The organism is Lysinibacillus sp. UBA5990, assembly GCF_002429815.1.
Taxonomy (GTDB): domain Bacteria; phylum Bacillota; class Bacilli; order Bacillales_A; family Planococcaceae; genus Lysinibacillus; species Lysinibacillus fusiformis.
The window spans coordinates 622,457-636,772 of record NZ_DJAY01000011.1; the positions used below are offsets into that span (position 1 = coordinate 622,457).

Sequence of the window (14,316 nt, forward strand, 5' to 3'; positions counted from 1 at the left end):
GGGGAAATGGATTCAGAGGTGACAATTAGTGTTAAGAGAGCTTAGTATTCGAAACTTTGCTATCATTGAGGATTTGACTGTGAGTTTTTCAGGAGGTTTGACCGTACTTACTGGGGAAACTGGTGCTGGTAAATCAATTATTATTGATGCGGTTCATTTACTTGCTGGTGGACGGGGAAATACTGAATTTATTCGTCATGGGGCAAGAAAAGCTGAATTAGGTGGCTTATTCCAACTTTCGAATTCCACGCATCCTGTGCTGAAAAAATTAGAAGAAGCGGGCATTGAAATTGAAGAAGATACAGTTATTTTACGTCGTGATTTAAACGATTCAGGTAAAAGTATTTGCCGTGTAAATGGTAAACTTGTGCCATTATCAGTACTGAGAGAAATTGGTGCGAGTCTCATTGATATTCATGGCCAACATGAAAACCAAGAGCTGATGGATGAAAAACAACATATCAATTTACTCGACCAGTTTGCAGAAGAGCAGCTGTTGCCTATTCAAAAAACATATAGCGAACAATATGAAGAATATCGATTGCTGAAAAAGGACTTAGCCTCGATTTCCATTGATGAACAACTGATGGCACAACGTATTGATTTGTATCAATTCCAAATAAAAGAGCTAGAAGAAGCCAATTTAAGGCTAGGTGAGGAAGATGAGCTACTTGATGAACGCCGTCGTCTCATGAATTACAATAAAATTTTTGAACGTTCTAGTGCTGCCTATGAGGCCATTCAGGGAGAATCAAAAGGTCTGGATTGGATTGGTAATGCAATGGGTGCCTTAGACGATGCAGCAACAGTGGACGAGCAATTCAAAGAAGCTTCTGAGGCAGTGACAACGGCATTTTATGCACTACAAGATGCGGCTTATCAGGTCAAAAATGTATTAGATGAATTGGAGTTTGATCCAGCGCGTTTAAATGAGGTAGAACAACGATTAGCACTATTCCAAAATTTAAAACGCAAATATGGTTCGACAATGGAGGATATCTTAGCGTATTTCGAAAAAATAAAAACAGAGTTAAATGAACTGCTAAATCGCGATGAAATTTTGCAGGTGAAAGAACGAAGAGTGCTCGAAATGGAGTCGGTGCTTAATGAGCTTGCTTCAGAACTTTCAACTGTGCGTAAAGCTGCTGCCCAACAGTTAAGTGAAGCCATTATGGCAGAGTTACGTGAATTACATATGGAAAAAGCTAAATTTATTGTCAATTTTGAAGAATTACCATATTTCGATGCGAATGGAAAAGATCAAATTATTTTCTATATTTCTACCAATGTTGGAGAACCGCCAAAGTCCTTACCGAAAATTGCTTCGGGAGGAGAATTATCACGAATGATGCTGGCACTGAAAACCATTTTCTCTTCTTCTAATGGTATCACATCCATCATTTTTGATGAAGTAGACACAGGAGTTAGTGGAAGAGTGGCACAGGCCATTGCAGAAAAAATTGCAGCGGTATCCATTAATTCACAAGTATTATGTATTTCACACTTACCTCAAGTTGCTGCGATGGCTGATCATCATTACTTTATTAAGAAAGAAGTCGAGCATGATCGAACATTTACTTCTTTATCAGAAATTGATCAAAAGGCACGGATTGAAGAAGTCAGCCGGATGATGTCTGGAACAGAAATTACTGCTTTAACGCTACAGCATGCAACGGAGCTACTAACAATGGCAGAAGAGCGAAAAAAACAAATGCGTTAACCATATTCCAGAAACAGTTGAACCTGTTTCTGGTTTTTTTCTTTTTGCACAAATATTTACCGCTTATAAGAACGCCACAACAACACATAGTAAAAAGACAAAAATGAAAAGGAGGTGTCGTATGAATCGTCGTTGGCGTCAATTAGTCATTTTACCTATGCTCATCTTTTTGTTAGTGATGCCTATACAAGCTTTAGCCGCCAAAAAGCTTATACCCATGGGTGAAGCCATTGGAATCCAACTTCAATTATCACATGTGTTCGTAGCGCATGATGTACTGTTAGCTTCCAATCAGTGGATGAAAGGTGGCGCAGTGATTGAAAAAATTAATGATATACCTGTAAAATCGCTGGCAGATGCCAAACAAGCTATGGCTAAAGAAGGCCAACAGAAATGGACGATCAATAATGACGGAAAACAAGTAACACTCGAATTACAAAATCAAGAAGCAGAGCATATCATATCCTTCTTAAAAGATGAAACAGATGGAGTAGGAACACTGACTTATATTGATCCAGAGACAAAAAACTATGGTGCACTAGGTCATCAAATTGTCGATTCAACCCTACAAGAGGCCCCTGTATTTAGAGCTGGCTCCATATTTTTAGCTTCAATTCAACAAATCCGTAAAAGTACGCCTGGCCAACCAGGTTATAAAATTTCCTCCATTGAAAAACATCAGGAACGTCTGGGCAGTATAGATAAAAATACTGTTTATGGAATTTTTGGCCGTTGGGAAGAAGGCTATCCACAAAGATTACCCAAAGCGATTGAAATTATGCATGAAAAAGATATAAAAACAGGGAAAGCGGAAATTTATACAGCTATTGAAGGCCGAAAAGTCGAAACTTTTTCCATTGAAATAACAAAGGTTGAAAATGAACGACTTGAATTTATAGTTTCTGACGAAAAGCTCATTGAAAAAACTGGTGGAATTTTGCAAGGAATGAGTGGCAGTCCTATCATTCAAGACGGTCGATTTGTCGGTGCTGTAACACATATGTTTGTGGAGGAACCGAAAAAGGGAGCAGCTCTAACAGTAGCCGAAATGTTAAGAAAGTCTTCTTAAATATAGGGATGGCATTTGGTAAAAATCCGCATTTTCCGCAGGCAGAACAGGTGCCGCTGGAGACTTGCGGATTTTTATCTTTATGTTATAAACACCTTGAATTCAACAAGTATTTCTAATAATAACCTAAAGGAGCCATGATATTTAAAAAAACTGTAGTTTTATCTTATTTTTTTATCTAAAATAGGTAATAAGAGCGTTTCGACAGTTTGCCAATATTTAGCGCAACTTGTCGATATAAAAAGAAAGTATCGGACTACATACTCATTTTTGGAAATGAAAAAGGTTTTTAAACAAAAATGTCGAAAATTCCACAGTGTGCCAAAAACGGCATTTAGGGGTTAGGTTAACGCTTTGGAGTGTTCAAAGCAAGTCCAGAAGGAGGAATTGAAATGACAAAGGTAAAAGTGGCGATTGCAGATGATAATCGTGAGTTATTAAAAACAATGGAGCAATATTTCCAGGGACATGCCGAAATAGAAATTATTGCGACGGCTTCAAATGGGAAAATTTGTCTACAAATGCTTGAGGAATTTACACCTGATGTTTTACTTCTAGATATAATCATGCCTCATCTTGATGGTTTAGCTGTTCTAGAATCGATGTATCAAAATGAGAAAATGTCATCAGTCCAAGTAATTATGTTAACTGCTTTTGGCCAAGAAGATGTCATGAAGCAGGCTGTAGATCTAGGGGCATCCTATTTCATGCTAAAGCCATTTGAATTTGACCAATTAGTGCAAAAGATTTTACATTGTGCTGGACAGAAGGCGACACTTCCTAAAAAGACAAGCGTTTTACAACCTACCGTCCCTCAAAAATTAAATCAACATCAATTAGACAGCACGATTACAGCTATCATTAAAGAGATCGGTGTGCCTGCACATATTAAAGGGTATTCTTATTTGCGTGAAGCCATTCAAATGGTATTTGAGGATATTGAATTATTAGGATCTGTGACAAAGATTTTATATCCGGAAATCGCGAAGAAATTCAATACAACACCATCACGCGTTGAACGTGCTATTCGTCATGCTATCGAAGTCGCATGGAATCGTGGCAATTATGAATCCATTTCATCGATGTTTGGCTATACGGTCCATCACTTGAAATCCAAGCCGACAAATAGTGAATTCATTGCCATGATTGCAGACAAAATCCGCATCGACATGATGGCTAGCTAAACGTATAATTTTTAGCAATAAACGATAGAAAAACTGATATAGCAATTATACCTCGAGTTTTTATAACGCCATTTTTAGACAGTGTGACCACTGTTTAGAAAGGCGTATTTTTTTATATCATTAACCCCTTTCAAAATTTGGTTTGATGGTAATCTAATCTTATAAAGGTTGATACTTTTGTAATAGCGTTTTTGGATTTCTATGTAAGTATAAATAAGGGGATACATATGAAAAAAGTGTTAAGTTCATTGTTTTTTGTATTAATTTTGTCTATTCTTTCATTTAGTGGTTCAGAAGTGAATGTAGCAGAAAAGATTTCAAATCGTGCAGAATCAATTGTAGAAATTGGAAATCTTTTAGGGTTGGATGGTACTCAAAGAGTAACGCAATTTAAAGATGTCCCTAAAAATCACTATGCAAGTGGTTATATTCAATCAGCAGTCGACAAAGGACTTCGCATAGAAGAAATAATTAGAAGCAGGTGATCAAAATGAAAAGTGTCAACTTTCAATTAGATGGAATGGACTCAATAGAAATTACACAACTAGAGGAACATTTATTTGAAGTCCGACTCGTATTAGACGGTAAAATAAGTATGCAATATATGAGCAAGGAGGAATTGGGACAACTTGGTTCGACCTTTCAAATTGGAAATATAAAGAGTTATCTTGAATAAAGAGCCTTAATATCTGATATTTTTATAGTTCCAAAGACCCTTTAATATTTAAATTTTATGACAATCCTATCCTATAATATATATAGAGGGAATACGATTCGTTCAAATTATCCTAATAGAATAACCTTGTATTTAAGGGTAATTTTATTAAAAAAATTAAATAATAAACATTTTTTTAGTATTATACACCTATTTATATATATTGGAAATAAAATATAGTTGGATGTTTTAATGATTAAGTAGTACTATTTTCTTTCTCGTTAGTGACAATGGTCTCTAAACAAATGTAAGTGGATTGTATATACTTACATATAGAGGGAAGGAGGAGGTAGCTTGATTCTAGTTCGAAATGAAAACTTCGAAATTTCTGAAGAGAATGGCAAGGTATTTATGCTTACTTTTAGTGCCGGATTCCCATTAAAAGAATTTGATAGCATCCTACGTAGTCATCCGCGACTTAAATTATCTAATTTTTCAATTTTAAAAAATGTGCTGTCAACTCAAAACACAAGTCCAGTAGAAATTGGTCGCTGGCTTCCAAATATAGAAGCTGAAATTGCCCGTGATAAAATGTCAGCCTCTATTTTTATCTATGAAACAAACGAATATATGGCAAATCATAAAGAAAAGCTAACACAGCAAGTACAAGAAACACTTGCTGAAAATGAAATTGTGCATGGAATATTAGATTTTGATATTTCGAAGGCTGAACCAGGAAAAGCATTTTTGATTGCACAGGGGCAACCACCAATAGCTGGCACGGATGCACAAATTACATACTTACCTAAACCGGAGAGAAAACCGGTCATTCGTGATGATGGAAAAGCGGATTACTTTGATATGAATTTTATCTCAGAAATTTCAGAAGGCTCATGGCTAGGTGAAAAGATTCCTGCTACATTAGGTAAACCAGGGAAAAATGTGCTAGGTGAGGTAGTGGCTGCTGCACCAGGACGGGATTTTCCTATCCGATACGATACAAAATCAGCATATGAAGTGGAAGAGGACGGGAAAATTGTGATCCGCTCGAAAATTGCTGGTGTTCTAGATGATGTAAAAGGTATGATTGGTGTAAACAGACACCTACCTATTAACGGTGATGTGGGCGTTGAAACAGGAAATCTAGAATTTAATGGTTCTCTTAGTATTAAAGGAACAGTAACAAATGGCTATACGGTAATTGCAACTGGCGATATTTCCATTGATGGTGCTGAAGGTGTAAGCGGTGCCAAACTAATTAAATCTATTGAAGGCGATGTTTATATTCGCGGAGGCATTTTTGGTCTGGGCTCAACAGTTGTGGAAGCGGGCGGCAATATTTTTGTCAAACATGTCAATGAAGCAAATTTATTTGCGGCGGATAGTATCCATATAGGCTTCTATGCATTAGGGTCACAACTTTCCGCTCATTCTGTTTTTGTGGACGAACGAAAAGGTAAAATTATTGGAGGACGTGCTGTAGCTAAAAATACGATTGTCACTGCCATTTCAGGTAACAGATTGGAACGTCGAACGGATTTGATTATTGAAAGTGTTAATAAACAAGAAAATAATTCGATGATGCAGGAAAAAGCTGTTCAGCTTAAAGAGTTACAATCAGAAATTGCAGCCCATGAGGCCAAAATGAAAAGCTTATTACCATTCCTCAACCAAATGTCTAAAGAACAAACAGCATCCTTTGAAGAGACAAAGCAAGCTTTAACAAAGTTAAAGGCAGAAGCTGTTACCTTAGATCGTGAAATTAAACTGATAATGGACGAAATGCGTCATATTGGAAAAGAAGAGATTGTTGTAACAAAGGAAGCGCATCCGGGGACGTATATTCAAATTGGTAAAAAATCATCTTTATTAAGCAAAATGACCAATGGGAAATTTCTGCTAGAGTTTGGTGAGTTAAATGTCTAATTTGTCCTATATTCCAGTGTTTGCACATCGAGGGGCTTCGGCCTATGCGCTTGAAAATACCTTTAAAGCTTTCGAAAAGGCATTGGAGCTTGGGGCTGATGGCATTGAGTTAGACATCCAGTTTTCAAAAGAGGGATGTCCAATCGTGTACCATGATCCACAATTGTCAAGATTAGTAGGTATCAATAAACTGGTGAGTGATTGTACGATGGAAGAGTTATTACGCTTTAAACTCGGAAAGCCTTGGAGGCGTCTTTTTTCATCGGCTAAAATGCCAGCATTTGATGCAGTTTTAGCATGGGCTAAAACAAATAAGCTCCCTTTAAATATTGAATTAAAATCAACCATTCTAGACAATCAAAGTGGACTAAAAGATTTTCTTCAAGGGCTCTCATTACCAACAGGGAGCCACTTCTCATCATTCCATTATGAATTACTGGAAATTGTGAAAAAACAAAGGCCTGAATATGAAACGGCGCTAATAGCCACGAAAAAATTAAAATGGGATTTGTTAGCTGATTATAAAGCGGCTGATACTGTTCATATGCATAAAAGATACTACAAGCCAAGATATTTAGAAGCTTGCGTTACAAGCGGCAAAGCCTGTCGTTTTTATGCAATTGATGGTAATGAACCGTTTTTAACGAATCCACACCATGCTGTTTTAGGTTGGATTACGGATTACCCTGATAAAGTCATTACTACACAGCAGCGAATATAAAAATAGCTATCCAGTAAGTCCGTGTGACTTATTTGGATAGCTGTTTTTATTTTTTTTGGAAGCGAGGTGCTACTTTTCCATTTTTGCGGTCACGATGTAGTAAAAATCCTGCGAAAAAGCCGAAGCCTATCACAAAGAAAATAACACCCACTACAAATTGTAGCCATAAAAATGGGAAAGGCGAAAGAAGCTTTCCAAATAATGTATCACGCATAAATTTAATGCCGCCTGCAGCCATAAGACCTGGAATAAGCATTACAATAAATGCAGCTAAACGGGCCATGTATACCCCTCCTTATTCCTATGATTAATTGTACCTGTGGATGGGGGAATGTCAAGAAAGGGTATCATCAATATAATATTTATTCCGCAAAGCTAGGCGGGATATAAAATGGTTTTTGTTACTGAATGTTTAGAAAATTCTTACTTAAATAAGAATGTGTAATAATAGTTGCGAAATTGTGAATTTGTCAGTATTGTAAAAATAAGTGGAGCAATATTATCCATTACTAAACAATTTTTTTCTTCCTGTATAAGGGTCTAAACACCTACTGGAAAATGGGGCTCAGTATTTTGCTGAGAAGAGGACAACAAGGGAAAGAATTGTTAGATAAAACTTGATTGGGACGGGCATTTGGGGATGCACTTTCCAAAGCAAAGGGGCGAGTTTCATGGAAATCTTCAAGTATATGGAAAAGTATGATTATGAACAATTGGTATTTTGCCAAGATGAAGCATCAGGGTTAAAAGCGGTTATCGCTATCCATGATACAACACTTGGACCAGCATTAGGCGGGGCACGTATGTGGACATATGCTTCAGAGGAAAATGCGGTTGAAGACGCATTGCGCTTAGCACGAGGCATGACCTACAAAAATGCGGCAGCTGGTTTAAACCTTGGCGGTGGAAAAACGGTCATTATCGGTGACCCATTTAAAGATAAAAACGAAGAAATGTTCCGTGCATTAGGTCGTTTCATCCAAGGCTTAAATGGCCGTTATATTACTGCAGAAGACGTAGGTACAACGGTAACAGATATGGATTTAATCCATGAGGAAACAGATTATGTAACAGGAATTTCACCTGCATTCGGTTCATCAGGGAACCCATCTCCAGTAACGGCGTATGGAGTTTACCGTGGTATGAAAGCGGCTGCAAAAGAAGCATTTGGTTCAGAATCATTAGAGGGATTAAAAATTTCTGTACAAGGTCTAGGAAATGTAGCTTACAAGCTTTGCGAGTATTTACATAATGAAGGGGCAAAACTTGTTGTAACAGATATCAATCAGGCAGCAATTGATCGAGTTGTAAATGATTTTGACGCAATTGCAGTAGCTCCAGATGAAATCTACGCGCAAGACGTTGATATTTTCTCACCTTGTGCTTTAGGTGCTATATTAAATGATGAAACAATTCCACAACTAAAAGCAAAAGTAATTGCTGGATCTGCTAATAACCAGTTAAAAGATTCACGTCATGGTGATTACCTACATGAATTAGGTATTGTCTATGCACCAGATTATGTCATTAATGCTGGTGGAGTTATTAACGTTGCGGATGAATTATATGGTTATAATCGTGAACGTGCTTTGAAACGCGTTGACGGTATTTATGATAGTATTGAAAAGATCTTTGCTATTTCAAAACGAGATGGCATTCCAACATATGTGGCAGCGAATCGTTTAGCTGAAGAACGCATTGCGCGTGTGGCAAAATCTCGCAGCCAATTCTTAAAAAATGAAAAAAATATTTTACACGGTCGCTAATATACAAGGTTTGAAAATTTGGAGAAGTCGCATTGTCGACTTCTTCTAATTTTACCAACAAATAAGAGCATCGTTGTAGTAAAGCTAAAGTTCTTCTTAAGCAAGAATAGACCGTAAAAATTGATAGGGTGATTGTTTAATAGATAGAATACTTTAGCACTTTTCTCAAAAGGGGGAATAAACATGGCTCAAAATTATGATGTTGTCATTTTAGGTGGAGGTACAGGCGGTTATGTTGCGGCCATTCGAGCAGCGCAACTAGGCTTGAAAACAGCTATTGTAGAGCGGGAGCGTTTAGGCGGAACATGCTTGCATAAAGGTTGTATTCCAAGTAAAGCCTTACTTCGAAGTGCAGAAGTATATCGAATGGCTAATAAAACGGCTAGTGAATATGGTGTCGATATTGAAGGTGTAACACTGCAATTTGACAAAGTTCAAGCTAGGAAACAAGCAATCGTTGAGCAATTAAGCCAAGGTGTGAATACACTGATGAAAAAAGGTAAAATAGATGTTTATCATGGTACAGGACGAATTTTAGGTCCATCTATTTTCTCACCAATGCCAGGAACGATCTCAGTAGAAATGTCTAATGGGGAAGAAAATGAAATGCTTGTACCGACGAATGTTGTCATTGCAACTGGCTCAAAGCCACGAGGTATGGCCGGATTAACAGTTGATGGTCAATATGTGATGAATTCAGATCATGCGTTGGAGCTTGATAATTTACCGAAATCATTGTTAATTGTTGGCGGTGGTGTCATTGGTATTGAGTGGGCATCTATGCTTTGCGATTTTGGCGTATATGTAACAGTGGTAGAGTACGGACCAACTATCTTACCTGCAGAGGATGCAGATATCGTCAAAGAAGTAACAAAGCAGCTTGAAAAGCGGGGAGTTCGCATTGTGACAAATGCCCGTTTAGATGCAGATACATTCAAAATAGAAAATGATAACGTTTTCATTTCTGCCAAAGTGAATGAACAGGAAGAAATCTTTGAGGCAGATAAACTATTACTTTGCGTAGGACGTGAAGCCAATACACAAGATATTGGTTTGGAAAATACAGAAATCGAAGTGGAAAATGGCTTCATTAAAGTGAATGATTCTTATCAAACGAAGGAATCACATATGTATGCCATTGGGGATGTGATTGGTGGCTTACAGTTAGCGCATGTTGCTTCTCATGAAGGTCTGTCAGCGATTGAGCATATAGCGACAGGTAAAACAGAGCATTTAGATGATCTGAACGTACCGAAATGCGTTTATTCATATCCTGAGGTTGCTAGCATTGGTTTAACAGAAGTTGCTGCCAAAGAGAGAGGCTTTTCATTAAAGATCGGTAAATTCCCGTTCAAGGCAATTGGTAAGGCATTGGTAAATGGAGAAGCTGAAGGTTTTGTAAAAATTATTGCTGATGAAGAAACAGATGATATTTTGGGTATTCATATGGTAGGGCCGCACGTGACAGATTTAATTGGAGAAGCATCTTTAGCTAAATTATTGGATGCAACGCCATGGGAAATTAGTAAGGCAATTCATCCACATCCTTCATTAAATGAGGTATTAGTGGAAGCTGCTTTAGCAGTTGATGGTCGTGCTATCCATTTTTAAATTTTTCTGAATTTCATAACTAACGTATCCAAATGTGGGGATATAGGATAAGATAGTTATTTCTCTATAATACGAAAGGGGTGTTCGTATGCAAGATGTTCAAATCAAACATGAAGATTTAGGTTTGTCAAATGAAGATGTACTTGCTATGTTCGAAACAATGTTAATGGCCAGAAGATTAGATGAGCGTATGTGGTTATTAAACCGTTCTGGTAAAATTCCGTTTGTTATTTCTTGTCAAGGTCAGGAGGCAGCACAAGTTGGGGCAGCCTTTGCGCTAAATAAAGATAAAGATTATATTGCACCGTATTATCGTGATATGGGTGTTGTTTTACACTTTGGTATGACACCAAAAGAGTTGATGTTGTCTGCATTTGCAAAAGCGGAAGATCCGAACTCTGGTGGACGTCAAATGCCAGGGCATTTTGGTCAAAAGAAAAATCGTATATTAACAGGATCTTCGCCTGTAACTACGCAGGTGCCTCATGCAGTTGGCGTTGCACTTGCTGGACGTCTACAAAAAGAGGATTTTGTATCTTTCGTGACACTTGGTGAAGGTTCTTCTAACCAAGGGGATTTCCATGAAGGGGCAAACTTCGCAGGTGTTCATAAATTACCAGTTATTATCATGGTAGAAAACAATCAATATGCGATCTCTGTACCAGTTGAACGTCAGTTAGGCTGTGCGAAGGTTTCTGATCGTGGAATTGGCTACGGTATGCCAGGTGTGACGGTTGATGGGAAATGCCCATTACAAGTTTACAAAGTGGTGAAAGAAGCAGCGGATCGTGCACGTAATGGAGAGGGCCCAAGCTTAATTGAAACAGTCACATATCGTTTAACAGCCCATTCTTCGGATGATGATGATCGTCAATATCGTACGGCAGAAGATATTGCAGAAGGTAAGGCAAAAGATCCGATTGTGTTATTCGAAAAGTATCTAACAGATGCTGGCGTCATGACTGAAAAAGTACGTAAAGAAATTGAAGAACGTGTGATGGCGGAAGTAAATGAAGCTACTGATTATGCAGAAGCGGCTCCATATGCACAACCAGAGGATGCTATGAAATATGTTTATGCACCAGTGGACGGAGGTGACGTGTAATGGCAGTTATGTCTTATATTGATGCGATTACATTAGCAATGAAAGAAGAAATGGAACGAGATGAACGAGTTTTCATTTTAGGAGAAGACGTTGGCCGTAAGGGCGGTGTATTCAAAGCGACTACAGGTCTGTACGATCAATTCGGTGAATACCGTGTGCTAGATACGCCACTTGCAGAAAGTGCGATTGCTGGGGTTGGTATTGGGGCAGCGATGTATGGAATGCGTCCAATCGCAGAAATGCAATTTGCTGATTTCATTATGCCAGCTGTCAACCAAATCGTCTCTGAGGCAGCTAAAATCCGTTACCGTTCTAATAATGATTGGTCTTGTCCAATGGTAATCCGTGCACCTTTTGGTGGAGGAATTCACGGGGCACTTTATCATTCTCAATCCGTTGAAGCCCTTTTTGCGGGTACACCTGGTTTAAAAATAGTTATACCATCAACTCCGTATGATGCCAAAGGATTGCTGAAAGCAGCTATTCGTGATGAAGATCCCGTATTATTCTTTGAGCATAAACGTGCTTATCGATTAATTAAGGGGGAGGTACCGTTAGACGATTACACGTTACCAATCGGTAAGGCAGATGTAAAGCGTGAAGGGGATGATGTGACGGTCATTACCTATGGTTTAGCTGTACATTTTGCGCTACAAGCTGCTGAGCGTCTTGCTGCAGATGGTATTTCTGCCCATATACTTGACCTACGCACAGTTTATCCACTTGATAAGGAAGCAATTATTGAGGCAGCAAGTAAGACAGGAAAAGTATTACTTGTTACTGAGGATAATAAAGAAGGCAGTATTATGAGTGAAGTTGCCGCAATTATAGCGGAACATTGTTTATTTGAGCTTGATGCACCAATTCAACGTCTAGCAGGACCTGATGTGCCAGCAATGCCATATGCACCAACAATGGAGAAATATTTTATGATTAATCCTGATAAAGTTGAACGTGCGATGCGAGAACTTGCGGCATTTTAACATACCAAGCAAGGCTGATTGAAAAAATGAAAGCCTCAGACGGAAGAACAGATTTTGACTTAGCCGTTTGAAAGTCAAAATCTGTCTATTTGCCTAACTTCGTTTATTAATTTAGCGCTGCATCAGGTACAATGACGCCTAGGCTTAATTGATGGGAGGAATAAATGATGGCGGTTCAAAATATTACTATGCCACAACTCGGCGAAAGTGTAACAGAAGGTACAATTGAAAAATGGCTTGTGAAGCCTGGCGATACAGTAAAAAAATATGATTCTTTAGCAGAAGTTGTGACAGATAAAGTAAATGCAGAAATTCCATCGTCGTTTGAAGGAGTTATTACGGAGCTAATTGCACAAGAAGGTCAAACATTACCAGTTGGCGCAGTCGTATGCTCGATTGAAATTGCAGGGGATAGTGAATTACCACCACCACCACCTGAAAAAAAATCTGCAGTAAGCACAGCCATTTTAAATGCAGGTGTTCAAAAGAAACAAGAGGCATCACAATCAGTTTCTACTCCTCCTTCAGCCGCTCCAAAAGAATCGCGTAAGGACAAAGTACGCTACTCACCTGCTGTTCTAAGACTTGCACAGGAGCATGATATTGCACTCGATCAAGTTACGGGAACGGGCGAGGGTGGTCGCATTACAAGAAAAGATTTGTTAAAGCTAATTGAAACGGGCAATATTCCAACAGCAACTAGTGCGGTATCAGCGCCAGCAGCGATTCAAGCGATATCCGCACAGCCAGCTCCTGCACAAGCACAGCATGCAGAAAAGCCTGCAGCGCCGGTACAACCTATCCAGCCTGGAGATATTGAAATCCCAGTGACGAAGGTCCGTCGTGCCATTGCAAATAATATGGTGAGAAGCGTTCATGAGGCTCCACACGCTTGGATGATGATGGAAGTGGACGTAACAGATTTAGTTGCTTACCGAGATAGCCTAAAAGGTGAATTTAAACAAAAAGAAGGCTTTAATCTTACATATTTCGCCTTCTTTGTAAAAGCAGTGGCTCAGGCCTTAAAGGAATTCCCAATGATGAATTCGATGTGGGCTGAGGATAAAATTATTCAAAAGCATGACATCAATATTTCGATTGCTGTAGCGACGGATGATGCATTATTCGTGCCTGTTATAAAACACGCTGATGAAAAATCCATTAAAGGGATTGCTAAAGAGATTCATGAGCTTGCCAATAAAGTTCGAACTGGAAAATTAGCCATGGATGATATTAAAGGTGGTACATTTACCGTTAATAATACGGGAGCATTTGGCTCTATTCAATCAATGGGTATCATTAATTATCCACAAGCTGCTATCCTTCAAGTGGAAAGTATTGTAAAAAAACCGGTCGTTTTACCAGGTGGAATGTTTGCCGCTCGTGATATTGTGAATTTATGTTTATCATTAGATCATCGTGTATTGGATGGACTAGTATGTGGTAAATTCCTAAATAGAGTAAAAGAAATACTCGAAAATACAAATAAATCTTCAACGTCAGTCTACTGATGACTTGTCGGAAACCTGCTGTATAAGGGTTTCCGATTTTTTTTATGCTTTCCGAGTCGCAATTT

General features: G+C 38.4%; 13 protein-coding genes. 12 read left to right on the plus strand and 1 reads right to left on the minus strand.

The features are described from left to right. The first annotated feature begins 28 nt into the window (after nt 1-28). From recN to B3D94_RS10580, 7 genes are all read left to right on the plus strand, one after another. Nucleotides 29-1,720: a DNA repair protein RecN gene (gene recN / locus B3D94_RS10550; RefSeq protein ID WP_193832526.1), complete on the plus strand. Its 1,692-nt coding sequence runs from the start codon at nt 29-31 to the stop codon at nt 1,718-1,720. Nucleotides 1,721-1,841: 121 nt separating this feature from the next. Continuing rightward, on the plus strand, nt 1,842-2,789 hold the full coding sequence (locus B3D94_RS10555; RefSeq protein WP_008179909.1) for a SpoIVB peptidase S55 domain-containing protein: 948 nt from the start codon (nt 1,842-1,844) through the stop codon (nt 2,787-2,789). 392 nt (nt 2,790-3,181) lie between these two features. Beyond that, nucleotides 3,182-3,973 carry a sporulation transcription factor Spo0A gene (spo0A, locus tag B3D94_RS10560; protein ID WP_069481919.1) on the plus strand — a complete coding sequence of 264 codons (792 nt, stop codon included), beginning with the start codon at nt 3,182-3,184 and terminating at the stop codon, nt 3,971-3,973. A gap of 227 nt (nt 3,974-4,200) precedes the next feature. After that, nucleotides 4,201-4,458 carry a hypothetical protein gene (locus tag B3D94_RS10565; RefSeq protein ID WP_291757271.1) on the plus strand — a complete coding sequence of 86 codons (258 nt, stop codon included), beginning with the start codon at nt 4,201-4,203 and terminating at the stop codon, nt 4,456-4,458. A gap of 5 nt (nt 4,459-4,463) precedes the next feature. After that, nucleotides 4,464-4,649, plus strand: coding sequence for a hypothetical protein (locus B3D94_RS10570; protein WP_069481917.1), 186 nt, complete (start codon nt 4,464-4,466; stop codon nt 4,647-4,649). Nucleotides 4,650-4,982: 333 nt separating this feature from the next. After that, nucleotides 4,983-6,554: a DUF342 domain-containing protein gene (locus tag B3D94_RS10575; RefSeq protein WP_291757272.1), complete on the plus strand. Its 1,572-nt coding sequence runs from the start codon at nt 4,983-4,985 to the stop codon at nt 6,552-6,554. Further along, nucleotides 6,547-7,275 carry a glycerophosphodiester phosphodiesterase gene (locus tag B3D94_RS10580; protein WP_291757273.1) on the plus strand — a complete coding sequence of 243 codons (729 nt, stop codon included), beginning with the start codon at nt 6,547-6,549 and terminating at the stop codon, nt 7,273-7,275. The genes B3D94_RS10575 and B3D94_RS10580 overlap by 8 nt, the downstream gene beginning before the upstream one ends. Before the next feature lie 46 nt (nt 7,276-7,321). Here the strand turns inward: B3D94_RS10580 and B3D94_RS10585 are convergent, their stop codons facing one another. Beyond that, complete coding sequence (locus tag B3D94_RS10585; RefSeq protein ID WP_008179922.1) at nt 7,322-7,558, minus strand: DUF2627 family protein; 237 nt, start codon at nt 7,556-7,558, stop codon at nt 7,322-7,324. A 388-nt stretch (nt 7,559-7,946) separates the two neighbouring features. Here B3D94_RS10585 and B3D94_RS10590 point away from each other — a divergent pair, with 388 nt between their 5' ends. The 5 genes from B3D94_RS10590 (at nt 7,947) to B3D94_RS10610 (ending at nt 14,251) form a co-directional block, all read left to right on the plus strand. Next, entirely contained in the window at nt 7,947-9,041 is a 1,095-nt protein-coding gene (locus tag B3D94_RS10590; RefSeq protein ID WP_008179924.1) for a Leu/Phe/Val dehydrogenase, read from the plus strand. A 183-nt stretch (nt 9,042-9,224) separates the two neighbouring features. Beyond that, complete coding sequence (gene lpdA / locus B3D94_RS10595) at nt 9,225-10,652, plus strand: dihydrolipoyl dehydrogenase (RefSeq protein ID WP_291757274.1); 1,428 nt, start codon at nt 9,225-9,227, stop codon at nt 10,650-10,652. 88 nt (nt 10,653-10,740) lie between these two features. Beyond that, nucleotides 10,741-11,757, plus strand: a complete 1,017-nt coding sequence (locus B3D94_RS10600; RefSeq protein ID WP_069481913.1) for a thiamine pyrophosphate-dependent dehydrogenase E1 component subunit alpha — start codon at nt 10,741-10,743, stop codon at nt 11,755-11,757. Continuing rightward, nucleotides 11,757-12,740 carry an alpha-ketoacid dehydrogenase subunit beta gene (locus B3D94_RS10605; RefSeq protein WP_036148983.1) on the plus strand — a complete coding sequence of 328 codons (984 nt, stop codon included), beginning with the start codon at nt 11,757-11,759 and terminating at the stop codon, nt 12,738-12,740. Before B3D94_RS10600 ends, B3D94_RS10605 begins: the two co-directional genes overlap by 1 nt. Before the next feature lie 167 nt (nt 12,741-12,907). Then, nucleotides 12,908-14,251, plus strand: coding sequence for a dihydrolipoamide acetyltransferase family protein (locus B3D94_RS10610; RefSeq protein ID WP_291757318.1), 1,344 nt, complete (start codon nt 12,908-12,910; stop codon nt 14,249-14,251). The last annotated feature ends 65 nt before the right edge of the window (nt 14,252-14,316 follow it).